This window comes from Streptosporangium roseum DSM 43021 (genome assembly GCF_000024865.1).
In the GTDB taxonomy this organism is placed as follows: domain Bacteria; phylum Actinomycetota; class Actinomycetes; order Streptosporangiales; family Streptosporangiaceae; genus Streptosporangium; species Streptosporangium roseum.
The window spans coordinates 7,234,144-7,249,713 of the sequence record NC_013595.1 but is presented as its reverse complement, the minus strand read 5'-3'; the positions used below and the strand labels follow the sequence as shown (position 1 = coordinate 7,249,713).

The window sequence follows — 15,570 nt, the reverse complement described above, 5'->3', positions numbered from 1 at the left end:
GTCTATCCCTTCGTGGCTCCGGCCAGCAGGCCGGAGATGAACTGTCGCTGGAGGACGAGGAAGAGGATCATCATCGGCAGCGAGGAGATCGCGGTGCCCACCATGACCTGGCCGAAGTCGGTTCTGGCCTGGGCCTGCAGAGTCGCCAGGGCGACCGGCAGCGTATACATCTCGGGGGTCCGCAGCGCGATCAGCGGCCACAGGAAGTCGTTCCAGGCCCCGAGGAAGAGGAAGACGCCCAGCGCCGCCAGCACCGGGCGCATGACCGGGACCACGACCCGCCACAGCACCCGCAACTCGCCCGCGCCGTCCACCCGCGCGGCGTCCAGAAGCTCGTCCGGTACGGCGAGCAGCGACTGGCGCATGAGGAAGATGCCGAACGGGACCGTCAGATTGGGCAGGATCAGCGCCGGGAAGGTGTCGATCAGTCCGAGGTCGTTCATCATCTCGAAGATCGGGATGATCGTGACGCCGCCCGGGATCACCAGCGTGGACAGCAGCAGCACGAAGAACGCGTTCCTGCCGCGGAACTCGAACTTGGCGAAGGCGTACCCGGCCAGCAGCGCCACGACGATCGCGATCGAGGCCTGGACGGTCGCGACGAACAGCGTGTTGCCCAGCACGTTGACCAGGCCGATCGACTCCTCCAACTTCGCCGTGTTCGCCCCGAGCTGGTCGCCCGGGTAGAACTTCGGGGTGGAGGAGAAGATCTCGGAGTTGGCGTGGGTGGCGGCCATCGCCAGCCAGTAGAACGGGCCGACGCACAGTGCGAACACCGCGGCCAGCACGAAGGTCAGCGGCCAGCCCTTCACTTCCTGCCTCCGGTGAGCTTGAGCTGGACCAGTCCGAATCCGGCGACGATCAGCGTGAGCGCGTAGGCGATCGCCGCGGCGTAGCCGAAGTCGAAGTAGCGGAAGCCGTTCTGGTAGAGGTACAGCGAGATGGTGAGGGTGGAGTTGTCCGGGCCGCCGCCCGTCAGCACGAACGGCTCGTCGAAGAGCTGGAGCGTGCCGATCGTGGACAGCACGACCGTCAGCAGCAGGATCGGCCGCAGCTGCGGGACCGTGATCGACCAGAACCGGCGGACCGCCCCGGCGCCGTCGACCATCGCCGCCTCGTAGAGCTCCTTGGAGATGCTCTGCAGCCCCGCGAGATAGATCACCGCGGTGTAGCCGGTGTAGTGCCAGGTCAGCGCGATGACAATGGCGATGCGGGCCCAGAAGGGGCTGCCCAGCCAGTCGATCGCGTCGACGCCGAGGAAGCCGAGCAACCAGTTGAGCAGGCCGGAGTCCTTGCTCAGGATCACCGAGAACATCACGCCGTAGGCGACCAGGCCGGTCAGCGACGGCATGAAGACGCCCAGCCGCCACACGCCGCGCAGCCGTACGAACGAGGAGTTGAGCCCCAGCGCCAGCAGCAGCGCGAGCAGCAGCATGATCGGGACCTGGACGACCAGGATCAGCGTGGTGTTCCACAGTGAGGTCCAGAACAGCGGGTCGTTCACCAGCCGGACGTAGTTGTCCAGTCCGACGAAGGTGCGGGCCGCGCCCGCGCCGGTGGTCAGGCTGATGTACATCGCGGCGAGGATCGGATACGCCTTGAAGGTCACGAAGCCGAGCAGTGCGGGCAGGATCAGCAGGTAGGGGATGTTCCTCCTGGTGACCAGTGGTCGGCGGGGCGGGGGAGAGCCGCCCGTGGTGGCGGCCTCCCGCGTCATCGTGAGCGTCATCCCGCGAGCTTCCTGCCGGTCTGCTGGGCGAGCTGCTGGGCCGCCTGGGTCAGCGCGGCCGCCGGATCGGCGCCCTTGAGCAGGACCTGCGTCTGGGCGTCGCTGGCGATCTTCAGTGCCCGCGCGTAGTCACTGGAGTAGTAGGTGGCGTCGGCGCCCTCGGTCAGGGAGTCCACGAAGGTCTTGAGCGTGGGCTGCCCGCCGTAGTAGTCCGTCGGGGCGGAGAACATCGGGTCGGCGTAGGCGGCGGTCAGCGCCGGGAAGACGCCGCCTTCCTTGAACACCTTGTTGATGGCCTCGGGCTTGGTCAGCGCGTACTCGATGAACTTGAACGCCTCGGCCTGGTGCGGGCTGGTGCCGGAGATCGCCAGGTGGGTGGAGTTGACGATCGCGGTCCGCTTGCCGCCCGCGGTGACCGCCGGCGGCTGCATCACCCGCCACAGGCCCTTCTGCTCCGGGCGCATCTCCGGGATGTAGTTCACCGCCCAGGCCGCCCACGGCAGTACGGCCAGCTTGCCGCCGGTGATCAGCTTCTTCTGGGTGCCCTCGCCGGAGGTGTCGGCGACGATCCCGGCGTCGTTCATCTTCTTGATCAGGGTCATGGCCTGTACGGCGGGCGCCGAGCCGAGCGTGACATCGCCCTGCTGGTTGAAGTAGAACGCGCCCTGCTGCTGCAGGAGCGACTGGTACAGGTCCATGTCCGCGCTGCCGGCGCCAGGCTTGTTCAGGCCGATGAGGGACGCCCCGGTCTTCTCCTTGAGCTTCTTGCCCGCCTCGATGGCGTCGTCCCAGGTCTGGATCGCCGCCGGGTCGATCCCGGCCTTCTCGAAGAGGTCGGAGCGGTAGAAGAAGCCGATCGGGTTGACCTCCCACGGCATCGCGTAGACGCCGCCGTCCTTGCCGGTGACCGTGGGCCACAGCCCCTTGGCGAAGGCGTCCTTGTACTTGCCGGCGCCCAGCTTGTTCAGGTCGGCCAGACCGCCGGGGAACTTGTCCACGTAGCTGGGCAGGTAGTCGATGCCGATGTGCAGGATGTCGCCCAGACCCTTGCCGCCCGCCGCCATGCCGATGGTGATCTTTTCCCAGATCGTCGGGTTGCCGACCACCTGGACGTCGATCTTGATGTTCGGGTTCGCCTTCTCGAAGTCCTTGGCGATCGCGGCCAGGCCGTCCGAGGCGGGCTTCCAGGACCAGACGGTGATCTTCACGGGGCCGGAGGACCGCTGTTCCGGGCTGCTTCCGCAGGCAGCGGCGGTCAGGGCGGCCATGCCGGTAAGGGCAAGGGCGAGAAGCCCGCGACGGTTCATCATGATCTTTCCTTTCGGGGGGTGGAAGAGGTCAGAGAGTCAGTGGGGCGCGCAGGGCGAAGGCCAGGCGCTGGACGGTCTCGGGGGGCGTGGTGGCGTGAGGGGACAGGCGGATCCAGCCGCCGCGGAGGGTGGTGACGAGCCCGGCTCCGGCCAGCGCCGCGTGCGTGGCCGCAGGCTCAAGGCCGGGGAGGCGGAAGCAGCCGATGCCGCCGCGCTCGGCGGCGTCCAGATCGTCCAGCAGGACCTTCGCTCCGGCGCTGCGGGCCGTGTCGAGCAGGGTTCCCAGGGTCTCGGCGACCCGGCGGCCGATCTCCGCGACCCCCACGCCAAGGACCAGATCGATCGCGACGCCGAGCGCGGCCACGGCGGGATAGTCCGGATTGGTCAGCGTGTGGGCGATCGCCCCGCGCAACGGCGGGCGGGGATGCATGACAGTCCTGCCTGCGTGGGCTGCCCCGCCCCCGCCCGCCGGGCCGCGCCCGAGATCGTCGGTGGAGGCGAGACCACGGGAGGGGCTGTCCGGGACGGGGACGTCCTCGTCGGTGCCGAACGGGTCCTGGACCCCGGACCAGCCGCCGAGGCCGGGGATGAGCCGGTCGTTCACCCGGTCGCGGACCAGGAGCAGGCCCGCTCCCCAGCCGGCGCGCAGCCACTTCTGGCCGCCGCAGACCAGCAGGTCGGCAGCGTCGACCTCGACCGGGACCGCGCCCAGGCCTTGGATCGCGTCCACCACCAGCACCCGGTCCGGGCCGAGGAGCTCCTTCAGCGCGCCCAGCGGGGCGCGGTAGCCGGTGAGGGCGTCCACGGCGCTGATCGAGAGCGCCCGCACGTCGCCGTCCAGGTGCGTGGCGACGACGTCCGGGGTGATCCGGGGCGAGTCGATCCAGCGCACCCGGAGCCCACCGCGCCCCTCGAACCGCAGCCAGGGGTAGACGTTCGAGGGGAACTCCCCCCGGGGGACGAGTACGACGCCCTCCCCCTCGGCGGAGCCGTGATCCGGGGACGGGCACTGGAGGGCCGCGGCGGCCGCGAACAGGCCGTGGCTGGTGGAGGAGACGAAGGCCACCTCGTGCTCGGCGGCGCGCAGCAGCCGCGCCGCGCCGGCCCGTGCCTGGGCCGCCTGCAGTTGGAGCTCGGCCAGCGCGATGGACGAGTCGCCCCGGAGGAGCCGGGCTGCCTCGATGAGCGTCGTGGTGACGTCGTGCGAGGTGGGCCCGATCCTGGCGAAGTCGAGGTAGCCCGGAGGCTCGCTGAACCTGGCCAGGTAGCTCTTGATTTGAACGTTCATATCCAGCGCTGACGGCACTGCGGAAGCCTCCGGCGGCTTGAGGGGCGGATGTGTTTGAACGTTCATATCACCTAAAAGAGGACGTCGTGGAGCAAGGTTTGATAACGGGGTGGAAGCATGATCGCTTAACCGGCACCATCCGTTGTGTTTGAATATGTTGTGTGGTTCTGTTGGTTCATGGTCAATCACGATGAGAAGCTCACTGCGCGTCGGCAAGGTCCGACCCCCACCGGAGCCGTGCCCCGGACGCCTGAGCCCTGACCGCCGAGGTCATCCGTACCGGCACCGGGATCACCCCGCGGCCCGCAGTCGGTCGTGCCCGGCCCGGCGCCCGTCGGGGCGGCGGCGACCTGCCGCGTTCCGACTCCTCGGCGGGGGAGGGTGCGGCGGAGGAAGCCGAGCTCGACCGCCATGCCGTCGGGGGAGACGGCCAAGGCTCGAGGAGAGTCGCCCGGCGGCGGTGAAACGGGCGAGGAGCGCGCCATCATGCATGTAATGTGAAATATCACATTACATGCATGATGGCCAAGGGCTTGTCCGAACTGCTCATCAGCGCCTGAACGCCTACGGCGGAGAGGGGGCGTGGGGCCGCCGGAAGGGCGGACCCGCGCGGTGGTCAGGCGGATCCGACCGTTGTGCGGCGAGAGGGGAGTACGGCCAGGGGAGAGGGGAGTACGGCCAGGGCATGACGGACCTGCTCAGGACGGCTGGATCCTGACGAACTCGCCCGGGACCGTGGCGCCGTCGAGGAGGAGGTCGGCGCGGGCACGGGTGCCGTCGGCGGCGAACCACTTCTCCTCGGCGCGTGCCCAGTCCCGCCACTGCGCCGCGTAGGCGGCGCCGTCCCTGGCCAGGGCGCGGGCCAGGCGGAGCTCTCCGGGCGCCTCCACCCAGACGGTGAGGGCGGCCGGGGTCGTGCGCCGGGCGGTGCTGACCCCTTCGAGGATCAGCACCGGCGCGACCGGCACGTCCACCCAGTCGGCGAAGACGCCGCGGACCCAGTCGTAGCGCCGGTATCCTCCCGCTCTCCCCGCCGCCAGCGGGCCGAGCACCTGCTCCTCCACCCGCTCGAACCATGCCACGGGCGGCTCGTCCCACGGGACGGGGAAGTCGTCACTGTGGATCACCTGGGCGTCCAGCGCCGCCGCCAGCCGGCCGGCGAAGGTCGTCTTGCCCGACCCGCCCGGACCGTCCACCGCGACGACACGGACAGGCCCGCACGACGGCGGCAGTTCCCGGATCGCGCCGGCGAGTTCCTCGAAGGAGACAATGAGAGCCACCCGTCCATGCTGGCAGCACCCCGGGCCGGAAGCTTCCGCCTGGGAGGATCCTCGCGTGCCGGACCTGGATGCGGAGCGGCGCGGGCCGCCTGGCAGGCTGGCCGGCGTCGGGATGAATGCCTTTCCCGCTCCGATTCGACTAGGCTCGGCGACCACCACAGGAGGTTGATCATGCCCGGAGCCCTCGGCGACATCGTCGTTCTCGACCTCTCGCGCGCGCTGGCGGGACCGCACGCCGCGCAGATGCTCGGCGACCTGGGCGCCCGAGTGATCAAGGTGGAGCATCCCGGCGGAGGCGACGAGTCCCGGGGCTGGGGGCCGCCGTTCGTCGGCCCCGACGGCGACATCTCCACCTACTTCCTCGCGGCCAACCGCAACAAACAGTCGATCACCGTGGACCTCAAGTCCGCCGAGGGCAAGGCCCTGATCGAGCGCCTGGTACGGCAGAGCGACGTGCTGATCGAGAACTTCCGCGCCGGAGTCCTCGGCCGGCTGGGCTTCCCCGTCGAGCGGCTGCACGAGCTCAACCCGCGCCTGGTCGTCCTGTCGATCACCGGGTTCGGCCACGACGGTCCCGAGGGAGAGCGGCCGGGCTACGACCAGATAGCCCAGGGCGAGGCCGGGCTGATGAGCCTCACCGGGCCCTCCGCCGACGAGCCCTACCGCGTGGGTGCCTCGATCGCCGACCTGCTCGGCGGCATCCACGGCGCCTACGGCGTGGTCGCCGCCCTCTACGAGCGCGAGCGGACCGGCCGGGGCAAGGTCGTGCGGACCTCGCTGCTGGCCGCCGTGACCGGCGTGCACTCCTATCACGGCACGGCCTGGACGGTCGGCGGCCAGGTGCCCAGGGCCAACGGCAACCACCACGCCTCCATCGCCCCCTACGGCGCGTTCCGCTGCGCCGACGGCATGATCCAGATCGCGGCGGCGAACGACACGCAGTGGCGGAAGGTGGCCGCCCTGCTGGGCGTCGATCCCGGCATCCCGAGATACGCGACGAACAGGGAGAGGTTCGCGCACCGCGACGAGCTGATCGCCGACATGGAGCAGGCGCTCGCCAAGCACGACCGCGCCCACTGGCTGGCCGCGCTCGGCGAGATCGGCGTGCCCGCCGGGTCGATCCGGTCCATCGACGAGGTCTACGCCTGGGAGCAGACCCGCTCCCAGGGGCTGCTCGTCGAGGTGGACCACCCCGTGCTCGGCGCCATCGAGCTGCCCGGCCCGCCGCTCCGCTTCGACGGTGAGCCCCCCGTCCGCCACGGAGCCCCGCCCACCCTGGGCCAGCACAACGAGGAGATCCTGGCGTGGCTGGAGGAACGTGAAGGATGAGAGCGCGTCCCACGCGGGTCCCGCCGCGCGGGGGCAGGGGATGAGCCTCACCCGGCCCGACGCCCGCACGCTGATCGGCACCGTCCTCGATCCGGGGACGTGGCGGTCGTGGGACGAGACGCCCGCCGATCCGGCCGCGCCGGGGTCGGACTACGCCGAGGAGCTGGCCAAGGCCCGCGCCAGGACCGGATACGACGAATCGGTGATCTCCGGGGAGGGCCTGCTCGGCGGGCGCCGGGTCGCGGTCGTCGTCTGCGAGTTCTCCTTCCTGGCCGGGTCGATCGGGGTGGCCGCCGCCGAGCGGCTGACCGCCGCGGTCGAGCGGGCCACGGCCGAGGGGCTGCCGCTGCTGGCCGCCCCCGCCTCCGGGGGCACCCGGATGCAGGAGGGCGCGCTGGCCTTCGCCCAGATGGTGAAGATCACCGCCGCGGTGGTCGCGCACCGCGCTGCCGGCCTGCCGTACGTCGTCTATCTCCGCCACCCCACCACCGGAGGGGTCTTCGCCTCCTGGGGCTCGCTGGGGCACGTCACCGCCGCCGAGCCGGGCGCGCTGATCGGGTTCCTCGGGCCGAGGGTGTTCGAGTCGCTGCACGGCTACCCGTTCCCTGAGGGCGTGCAGGTCTCCGAGAACCTCTTCGCCCACGGCCTGGTCGACGCGGTCGTCTCCGCCGAGGACGCGCGGCGCATCGCGATCCGGGCGCTCGCCGTCCTGTGCGCTCCGCGCGAGGGGCTGGAGAGCGGACCCGAGCCGGACGAGCGCGTCCAGCCGATCGAGGCGTGGGACGCGATCAGCCGCTCACGCCGGGACGACCGCCCCGGCGTGCGGGCGCTGCTCAAGCTCGGCGCCTCCGACGTCACCCCACTCAACGGCACCGGTGAGGGCGAGAACGACCCCGGCATGCTCCTCGCCCTGGCCCGCTTCGGCGCGGCTCCCGCCGTCGTGCTCGGCCAGGACCGCAGCCGCCAGCGCGTCGTGGCCCCGCTCGGCCCGGCCGGGCTCCGGGTCGCGCGGCGGGGCATGCGCCTGGCCTCCGAGCTGGGCCTGCCGCTGGTCACCGTGATCGACACCTCCGGGGCCGCGCTGTCCAAGGCGGCCGAGGAGGGGGGCCTGGCCGCGGAGATCGCCCGGTCCCTGGCCGACCTGGTGGTGCTCGACGCCCCGACCGTCTGCCTGCTGCTCGGCGAGGGGGCCGGCGGCGCGGCCCTGGCGCTGCTCCCCGCCGACCGGGTGCTCTGCGCCCAGCACGGCTGGCTGTCCCCGCTGCCCCCGGAGGGGTCCTCGGCGCTGCTGTACCGGAGCGTGGACTTCGCCCCGGAGATCGCCGCCGCGCAGGGTGTGAAATCCACCGACCTGCGGCGCGACGGCATCGTGGACCGGATCATCCCGGAGCTCCCCGACGCCGCCTACGAGCCCGAGGCCTTCTGCCGCCGGGTGGCCGGCGCCCTCGAATACGAGATCGCCGGCCTGCTGGGACGGCCCCCCGCGGACCGCCTCACCGCCCGCCTGGCCCGCTACCGGCGGCTCGGCGTCTAGGGGGGTGGCCGGCGAGGATCGCGTCGGCTCCCGGCTGCCTGTCGCGCCTCCTCCATTCGGCGGTGCGGGGGTCTCCCGCCCGGGTCCGGATGGCAGGGCGTCTACGACGACCTCGCCCAGGACGGCTTCCCATGAGAAACGGGCGGACAGCCGTCGGCGTTGAGAACGATCATGGTGGTTTTCGGGGGCGCCGCGGGGAAACCCCCGTGATCTTCGTGATCTCCGGATTCAGGGGGCCGATCGCCTGCCGGCGGGAGCCGTCCGGGGCTGTCCTACCGCCGGCGCGCCGGCCGCGGGAACGGGGAGCGTCACCTCCACCGTGGTGCCCGCCCCAGGCTCGCCGTTGATGAGGCAGATTCCGCCCAGCTCCGCGGTGCGCTCGCGCATGGAGGTCAGACCGACGCCCAGGCGGCGCTCCGGCGGCAGGCCCACGCCGTCGTCGGCGATCAGCAGGCGCAGCGCCTCGGGCTCGCGGCGCAGCTCGACACGGACGCGAGTGGCGCGCGCGTGCCGCCGGACGTTGGTCAGCGCCTCCTGCGTGATCCGGTAGACGGCCACCTCGACGGCGGCGGACAGGTCGGCCAGGTCGCCCTCGGCGCTCACCTCCGTGGCGGGGCCTCCGGGGTGGGCCGGCCCGGCCAGCGCCTGTACGGCGGCGGCCAGGCCCAGATCGTCCAGGACGGGCGGGCGCAGGCCGTAGACGAGCTGCCGGATGTCGCCCGTGACCGCGTCCATGCCGGAACGCAACTCGCGCAGCAGCCCGTCCGCCGCCTCCGGGGAGGTCTTCAGGCTGAGGCGGGCCATGTTGACGGCCATGGCCATCCCGCTGAGCGTCTGGCCCAGGCCGTCGTGCAGGTCGCGGCGGAGCCGCCGCCGCTCCTCCTCCCGGGCGGTCAGGATGCGCTCCCGGGAGCGCTGCAGGTCGGCCGCCATCCGCAGCGCGTGCGCGACGTCGGCCGCGTACGGGACCAACGTGGCCAGCACCCGCTCGTCGTGTGCCGCGGGGAAGCGGCGCGGGGTGGGCGGGCCGACCAGCAGCCGCCCCACCCGCTCGCCGTGCCAGACCAGCGGAACCTCGCGCGGGGAGTCGCCGACCTGCCCGCTGACCGTGCTTGCCACGCTGACCTGCGGCCCCGGCTCGCCGCCGGTCACCTCCACCGCGACCCCCTGTACCGCCAGGCCCTCGCGCAGCACGCCGATCACCGACGCCAGCGCTTGCGCCGGATCTCCCCGGCGCACCTCCTGGACCAGCCGCTCGGCGAGCACACGTGGGTCGCCGACCGGGCCGTAGAGCAGGCGGTCGATGACCCGTTGCAGCATCCGGCGCAACGGCTGGAAGAACGCGCCAGTGAACAGGGCGGCGGCGAGCCCGGCGATCTGGTCGAACCCGGACACCATCAGGCTCGACAGCGCGGCCACGCCGAAGTAGACCCCGCCGACCACGCCCAGCAGCCCCGCGGCGACGAAGGTCCGGCTGATGATGGTGTCGATGCCGTACAGCCGGTAGCGCATCACCGAGAACACCATCGCGACGGGGACGAGCGCCGCCCAGAGGATCGACAGCCAGTACAGCTCCGGCGCGACCACGCCCACGAGCATGAACACGATGTACGCGGCGAACGCCGACAGCGGCCAGCCGATCTGCCGCCTGCCCACCGGGCCCGCCCGGCGAAAACGCGGCAGCAGGGACAGCGCCGCCAGCGGGATCGCCACGAGGATCCCCGTCCAGATCAGCACCCCTATCGCCGAGTCGTACGGCGCCAGAGCGGGGATCTGCAGCGGGTTGGGGATGACGGCCGGAAACGGGTAGTCCTCGAGCGGCGGATCGGGCCGCACGGACTTGCGCGCGACCTCGGCACCGACGGACACCACACCCAGCAGCACCACCGCCCGCCAGCGCCGCGAGGGTAACCTGCCGTCCGGGGAGTACAGCGGCAGCAGTATCTCCAGCGCGAGCGTGCACGCTGCCCAGCCCACCTGCGCCGGGAACCTCAGGAGCCCCGCCAGTGCGAGATCCCCGCGTTCCGCGGACGCCAGCGCCGTCGCCTGGCAGAAGTCGTAGACGGCGCCGCCGATCCCGCCCACGCACATCAGCCACGCCAGCTTGAGGCGAGGCCGATGCGCGATGAGGAACGCGCCGACCACGGGAAAGGTCACCCCCGCCGCCGTCAGCGGCGTGACCGTCACCGGCAGCCGCCACTCCTCCGGAAGCCCCGCGAAGATCAGCATGGCCGCGCCCACGAGCACCGGAGACACCACGGCCAGGATGACGGCGACCGCCCGGGCTGCCCACGCCATCCCGCCCCCGCTTTCCGGCTCCCGTCCCCGCCTGACCCTAGCGTGCCTGCGGAATGGCATAAAAGCCGCGATTTACCGCCATCGTGGCAGGGCCGTTACCAACGGGGAACTCGGGAGCGGGACATCCGGGCGAACGCCTCCCGCCGGTCGACGGACGGTGAGGCGGCCGTGGGAGCGCCGGCGTGCCCCGGCATGGCAGGACACGCCGAGGCGGGCCCCCGCGGACCGTCTCACCGCCCGCCTGGCCCGCTACCGGCGGCTCGGGGTGGGCTGACTCAGCGGGTCTGACCCGGGGTGGGCTGAGACGGACCGGGCGGAGAGGCCTGCCATGCCGGCTGGCGGCCGGGCCTGTCCTCACGCCATGTCTCGGCCCCCGCCGCGTCGTAGCCGACGATCTGGTAGCCCTCGGCGCGAGGGTCGCCGGAGGGGCGGCCCGGTGAGGCGCCGGAGGGCGGATAGGTGCCGGAGAACAGCACGGCGGCGCCTCCCCATGGGTCGGGGACCGTGTCGGCGCTGGTCGACGTGCCGTCCTTGAAGACCACGGAGACGCGGGCGGTGCCGGGGCGGGAGATGCCGAACCAGAAGCCGTGGCGGATCTGCAACTCCACCGGGAGTTTCTTCCCCGCCACGTCGGTCAGCAACAGGCGGGACTCCAGGAGGTTCAGTCCCACCTCCTCGTCACCGTGTGACCAGACCACGGTGCGGTCCGGTTCGGCGTAGAGGCGGGCGGTCAGCCCCCCGGGCATGTCCTGGCCGGGGCCGATGGGTTCGGCGGCGTGCGTGTCCTCTGGAAAGACCTCCGGTTTCACCCGTTGCACGACCTTTCCGCGGACGTCGGAGAACTCGAAACGGATCACCCCCGCCTTCGACGGGAAGGCGACGGTCCATACCGCGAGCGGTGCGCCCTCGGGCCGGTGGACCGTGCCGGGTATCCTCGCGCCGTCCTTGGTCACGGCCTCGACCTTCGCGACCCCGTCGCGGGCCGCGCCGTAGCTCAGCGCGATCCGGGGACGCGGCCAGTTCGAAGCGGTTCCACCTTCGTACCAGGCCTGTGCGCCGGACGACCGGGGCACGGACTCCTGGCCGCAGCCGCCCGTGCCCCCGCCGTACAGGTCCTGGGTGACCTGGCAGAAGGCGTGGAAGGTGCTGCCGTCCGCGGCCGTCTTCTCGGTGAACCACACCCGCGTCTGCCGTTCCTCGGGCGCGTCGTCGATCGTCACGGGCTCGCCGACCGGCGGGTTCTCGACCGAGACCTGCTCGTAGATGTCGCGGGGCCCGTCGACGACGCCGGTGGCGACACCGTCTCCGCCGCTGCCGCCGAGGTTCACGGCCAATACGATCGCGGTCGCAGCGGCGGCGACGGGGACCAGGGCGATCCAGCGGTGCCGCCGTACCCGGCGGCCGCGGGCCTGGACTCTCGGGTAGGCGTCGGGAGCCGCGGTGTAGGTGCCGGCGCGGGCGTCGAGCGCGGCGCGCAGGCGCTCTTCGAGGTCGTTCACGATTCCTCCCGGAGGGCCCTGCCGAGGGCGGACAGGCCCCGGCTCGTGTGTGTCTTGACGGAGCCGGGGGAGACGCCCATCGCGTCGGCGATCTCCCGTTCGGACAGGTCCAGCCAGTAGCGCAGGACGAGGGCCTCGCGCTGGCGGCGGGGGAGGCGGTCGACGGCGGACAGCAGCTCCCGGTGCTTCTCGGCGACGATGACCACGTGCTCGCTGCTGTGCGCGGCCGGTGGGGGGTCGAGCGGGCGCAGCCGTACCAGCCGCAGATGGCGCAGCCGGTTGCGGGTCAGGTTGCACACGGTGGACCGCACATAGGCGACGGCCGCTCCGCCGTCGCGCAGCCGCGCCCACCGTGCGTGGAGGCGGGCGAACGCCTCCTGGGCTATGTCCTCCGGGTCGTCGGCGCCGAGCAGCCCGGCCAGCCGCACCATCGACAGATGGTGCGCCGCGAACAGCTCGGCGAACGAGGGAGGAGTGGAGACGGAAAGGTCGATCACATTGTCGAGACACCTGCGGGGCCCGCCGGTTGACAGGCCCCACCGGTCCGCCCGCCCTAGGGCTCCGATCGCGAGGGGTCCGCGGGGACCGGAAGGCGCTCGATCCGGAGGGAGAAGACCTCGTCACGGGGGACGACGACCTCGTAGGCGCCGTGGTCGACCATCCAGTAGCCCAGCGCCTCGGCTTTCATCCCGCTGTGCCCGGTGTAGGCGATGTGCAGGCTCTCCTCGCCGTTCTCCTCCGAGACGTCGAGGATGAGGCACGGCTCGCCGCCGAACGCGCCGACCGTGCGGACCAGCACCAGCCAGTCGAGGTCCTCCCGGGCGACCACCGTCCGCCAGTAGCCGGAGGCGGCCTCGAAGCCCTCCCGGGCCTCCTCGTTGAACAGCACGACCTCGTCGCCGCCGGGGCCGAGCGCGGCCGCGTAGGTCCGGTCGGCGTAGTGGGCGACGAAGCCGGAGGCCACCGGCTCGATCTCGGGGCTCATGAGGCCGGCCTCCAGCTCAGTCCGTCGTAGAGGCCGAAGAGGCGTTCCTCGTCGGCGGTCACGTGGATGATCTCCGCGCCCGCCGGGATCGGCATCGGCGTGGTGTGGAACTGCGGTACGACGTGCTCGCGCGAGGTCGTGAAGCCGTTCCCGGCGAACGGCGGTGAATCGTTCCAGTCGCCGCCCATGTGCGGGCCGTACGGCACGACGTAGCTGTCCATGTCGCGGGCGAACCAGCGCATGAGATAGATCTCCGGGACCGAGACCGTCAGCTCCGAGCCGTCGAAGCCCAGGTCGAGCCCGACGAACAGCTCGGCGGGGGTGGTCAGCCGGGCACAGTCCTGCACTCGGTAGACATATCCGGAGATCACCGTCCGCCTGCCGGCCAGATAGGGCACGAGCAGCCGGGGCGGAATGACCTTCTGCATCTGCGTTCTACGCCCAGGTGGCTCACTCACGGTCGCATTTTACGATCTGCCGAGAGGCAGTCGCCGGTGTTCCAGGCACGGTAGGGCATTCCGGGTGGCAATCGTGATCTGCGGGTCCAGCTCGCAGGTCCGCACGGAGGGCGTGGGGCCCAGGTCGGAGCGGACCACGCCCATCGGATCGACCAGCATGCTCCGGCCGATCCCGAAGCCGTCGCGGGCCTCCGGGTTCGGCGCCTGGCCCACCGCGGCCACCCAGGTGGTGTTCTCGATCGCGCGGGCCCGGACCAGGGTGACCCAGTGCTCCTCCTTCATCGGACCCGACCCCCACGCGGCGATCACCGCGAACAGGTCGGCCCCCTGGTCGACCAGGGCCCGGGTCAGCTCCGGGAACCGGATGTCGTAGCAGGTGACCAGGCCGACCCGGAGTCCGGCCAGCTCCACCACGACCGGGGTGCCGCCCGGCGCGACCAGCTCGGACTCGCGGGCGCCGAAGGAGTCGAACAGGTGGATCTTCCGGTAGGCGGCCTCGATCCCGCCTCCGGGGCCGATGGCCACCGCGGTGTTGTGGACCCGCCCCTCTCCCGGCTCGAACACTCCGGCGATCACGGCCAGGCCGTGGGCCCTGGCGGATTCGGCCAGGCCGGTGACGAAGGGACCGTCCAGCGGCTCGGCCAGGTCGGTGATCCGCCTGCCGTACCGGGTGAGCGTGGCCTCGGGGAAGATCGCCAGGTCGGCGCCGTCGGTGGCGGCCCGCTCCAGCGCCTCCCGGGCGCTGCGCAGGTTGGCGGCGGGCTCCTCGGAGACCGGGATCTGGCACAGGGCGATGCGTGTCACGCGTTCGACCCTATCCGGCGGTTCGGCGCCGCCTCCATCCACGTCAGGCGGCGCCACAGCCATTCCAGCGGGCCGTACCTGAACCTGGCCAGCCACTTCCGGCTGAGGACGACCTGGAGCGCCAGCACGCCGGCGGACAGCAGCACGCCGGCGATCCGGGTCGGGTCGGCGGTGAGCAGCGGCAGCGCCAGCAGGATGACCGCGGTGCTGACCAGGTAGTTCGTCAGCGCCATCCGGCCGAGCGGGGCCAGGACCGCCAGCAGCGCGTCGCGTGGCCGGGACCGCAGGAGCAGCAGCAGCCCGGTGCAGTAGGCCACCGCGGCGGCCAGCCCGGCGGCCGGGTAGGTGCCCCGGTAGAAGAGGCCGGGGTCGTCGAGGGTGCGGATCCACAGGTAGCCGAGCCCCACCGCGAGCACGGCGCTGACCGCGAAGGAGGGGGGCAGCAGCCACTCGGGCGGCGGGTACTCCATCACGGCCATGCCCAGCAGGAACAGTCCCGGGATGAGCTTCATCCCGCCCCCCTCGTGCACCGCCCAGGCGGTGACGGCCAGCCCCAGCACCGGCACCGCCGGGCGGGGGAGGAAGGAGGCGGGCAGCAGGACCAGCACCCCGAAGATCGCGTACGGCAGGAGCACCTCGCCCGGGTTCACGAGCTGGTGGACCAGGCCGAAGCACGCCAGCACCGCGAGCCTGCGCAGCAGCACCACCCGGGGGTGGTCCGTCCGCTCGGCCGCGGACCGTAGGAAGAGGACGAAGCTCAGCCCGAACAGGAACGAGAAGATCGGATAGAACCTGCTCTGCAGGAGGTTGTCGATCGCCCAGTCGACCGCGTTCCGGTCCGGGGCGCCGAGCTGCTCGCGGGTGTGCTGCCAGGTGTTGACCAGCATGATCCCGCACACCGCGAAGCCGCGGAGCGCGTCCAGCTCATGAAGCCTTCGGGTCACAGGGAATAGACGTACCACCCCACAACACACCCCGTACACACAACCCCTGCCAAAAGGTAAGTCCTCCGGGGCGGTTGACCGGGTTCGGGCCGGAGTGCCGGCCGACCGGCGC

The 15,570-nt window shown here is 71.8% G+C and carries 14 protein-coding genes; 2 read left to right on the top strand and 12 right to left on the bottom strand.

Going from position 1 to position 15,570, the window contains the following annotated elements:
* Window positions 1-2 precede the first annotated feature (2 nt).
* From SROS_RS31815 to SROS_RS31795, 5 genes are all read right to left on the bottom strand, one after another.
* The gene (locus SROS_RS31815) at window positions 3-812 is read right to left on the bottom strand and encodes a carbohydrate ABC transporter permease (protein WP_012893032.1); all 810 of its coding nucleotides are present in this window, start codon (window positions 810-812) and stop codon (window positions 3-5) included.
* Window positions 809-1,729, bottom strand: a complete 921-nt coding sequence (locus tag SROS_RS31810) for a carbohydrate ABC transporter permease (RefSeq protein ID WP_012893031.1) — start codon at window positions 1,727-1,729, stop codon at window positions 809-811. Before SROS_RS31810 ends, SROS_RS31815 begins: the two co-directional genes overlap by 4 nt.
* Entirely contained in the window at window positions 1,726-3,039 is a 1,314-nt protein-coding gene (locus SROS_RS31805; RefSeq protein WP_012893030.1) for an ABC transporter substrate-binding protein, read from the bottom strand. Before SROS_RS31805 ends, SROS_RS31810 begins: the two co-directional genes overlap by 4 nt.
* 28 nt (window positions 3,040-3,067) lie before the next feature.
* Window positions 3,068-4,327, bottom strand: coding sequence for an aminotransferase class V-fold PLP-dependent enzyme (locus SROS_RS31800; RefSeq protein ID WP_043653334.1), 1,260 nt, complete (start codon window positions 4,325-4,327; stop codon window positions 3,068-3,070).
* A 698-nt stretch (window positions 4,328-5,025) separates the two neighbouring features.
* Window positions 5,026-5,607, bottom strand: a complete 582-nt coding sequence (locus SROS_RS31795; RefSeq protein WP_012893028.1) for a uridine kinase family protein — start codon at window positions 5,605-5,607, stop codon at window positions 5,026-5,028.
* Between the two features lie 171 nt (window positions 5,608-5,778).
* Between SROS_RS31795 and SROS_RS31790 the strand changes: the two genes are divergently transcribed.
* A complete protein-coding gene (locus SROS_RS31790; protein ID WP_012893027.1) occupies window positions 5,779-6,936 on the top strand; it encodes a CaiB/BaiF CoA transferase family protein in 1,158 nt (385 codons plus the stop codon).
* Window positions 6,937-6,976: 40 nt separating this feature from the next.
* Window positions 6,977-8,470 carry a carboxyl transferase domain-containing protein gene (locus SROS_RS31785; RefSeq protein ID WP_043657216.1) on the top strand — a complete coding sequence of 498 codons (1,494 nt, stop codon included), beginning with the start codon at window positions 6,977-6,979 and terminating at the stop codon, window positions 8,468-8,470.
* A 228-nt stretch (window positions 8,471-8,698) separates the two neighbouring features.
* Here SROS_RS31785 and SROS_RS31780 read toward each other — a convergent pair whose 3' ends face one another.
* The 7 genes from SROS_RS31780 to SROS_RS31750 form a co-directional block, all read right to left on the bottom strand.
* Entirely contained in the window at window positions 8,699-10,768 is a 2,070-nt protein-coding gene (locus SROS_RS31780; RefSeq protein WP_012893025.1) for a sensor histidine kinase, read from the bottom strand.
* Window positions 10,769-11,043: 275 nt separating this feature from the next.
* Window positions 11,044-12,267, bottom strand: coding sequence for a hypothetical protein (locus SROS_RS31775; protein WP_012893024.1), 1,224 nt, complete (start codon window positions 12,265-12,267; stop codon window positions 11,044-11,046).
* Window positions 12,264-12,764 carry a SigE family RNA polymerase sigma factor gene (locus tag SROS_RS31770; RefSeq protein ID WP_012893023.1) on the bottom strand — a complete coding sequence of 167 codons (501 nt, stop codon included), beginning with the start codon at window positions 12,762-12,764 and terminating at the stop codon, window positions 12,264-12,266. Before SROS_RS31770 ends, SROS_RS31775 begins: the two co-directional genes overlap by 4 nt.
* Window positions 12,765-12,820: 56 nt before the next feature.
* Window positions 12,821-13,252 carry a hypothetical protein gene (locus tag SROS_RS31765; protein ID WP_012893022.1) on the bottom strand — a complete coding sequence of 144 codons (432 nt, stop codon included), beginning with the start codon at window positions 13,250-13,252 and terminating at the stop codon, window positions 12,821-12,823.
* Window positions 13,249-13,710, bottom strand: a complete 462-nt coding sequence (locus SROS_RS31760; protein WP_245564349.1) for a hypothetical protein — start codon at window positions 13,708-13,710, stop codon at window positions 13,249-13,251. Before SROS_RS31760 ends, SROS_RS31765 begins: the two co-directional genes overlap by 4 nt.
* Window positions 13,711-13,719: 9 nt before the next feature.
* A complete protein-coding gene (locus SROS_RS31755; protein WP_012893021.1) occupies window positions 13,720-14,514 on the bottom strand; it encodes a carbon-nitrogen hydrolase family protein in 795 nt (264 codons plus the stop codon).
* Window positions 14,511-15,458: a DUF418 domain-containing protein gene (locus SROS_RS31750; protein WP_012893020.1), complete on the bottom strand. Its 948-nt coding sequence runs from the start codon at window positions 15,456-15,458 to the stop codon at window positions 14,511-14,513. The genes SROS_RS31755 and SROS_RS31750 overlap by 4 nt, the downstream gene beginning before the upstream one ends.
* Window positions 15,459-15,570 lie beyond the last annotated feature (112 nt).

What these genes read in the sequence shown, in the direction of transcription:
- SROS_RS31810 (WP_012893031.1), bottom strand. Translation starts at nt 1,729, where the DNA reads ATGACGCTCACGATGACGCGGGAGGCCGCCACCACGGGCGGCTCTCCC.
- SROS_RS31805 (WP_012893030.1), bottom strand. Translation starts at nt 3,039, where the DNA reads ATGATGAACCGTCGCGGGCTTCTCGCCCTTGCCCTTACCGGCATGGCC.
- SROS_RS31800 (WP_043653334.1), bottom strand. Translation starts at nt 4,327, where the DNA reads ATGAACGTTCAAATCAAGAGCTACCTGGCCAGGTTCAGCGAGCCTCCG.
- SROS_RS31790 (WP_012893027.1), top strand. Translation starts at nt 5,779, where the DNA reads ATGCCCGGAGCCCTCGGCGACATCGTCGTTCTCGACCTCTCGCGCGCG.
- SROS_RS31785 (WP_043657216.1), top strand. Translation starts at nt 6,977, where the DNA reads ATGAGCCTCACCCGGCCCGACGCCCGCACGCTGATCGGCACCGTCCTC.
- SROS_RS31780 (WP_012893025.1), bottom strand. Translation starts at nt 10,768, where the DNA reads ATGGCGTGGGCAGCCCGGGCGGTCGCCGTCATCCTGGCCGTGGTGTCT.
- SROS_RS31765 (WP_012893022.1), bottom strand. Translation starts at nt 13,252, where the DNA reads ATGAGCCCCGAGATCGAGCCGGTGGCCTCCGGCTTCGTCGCCCACTAC.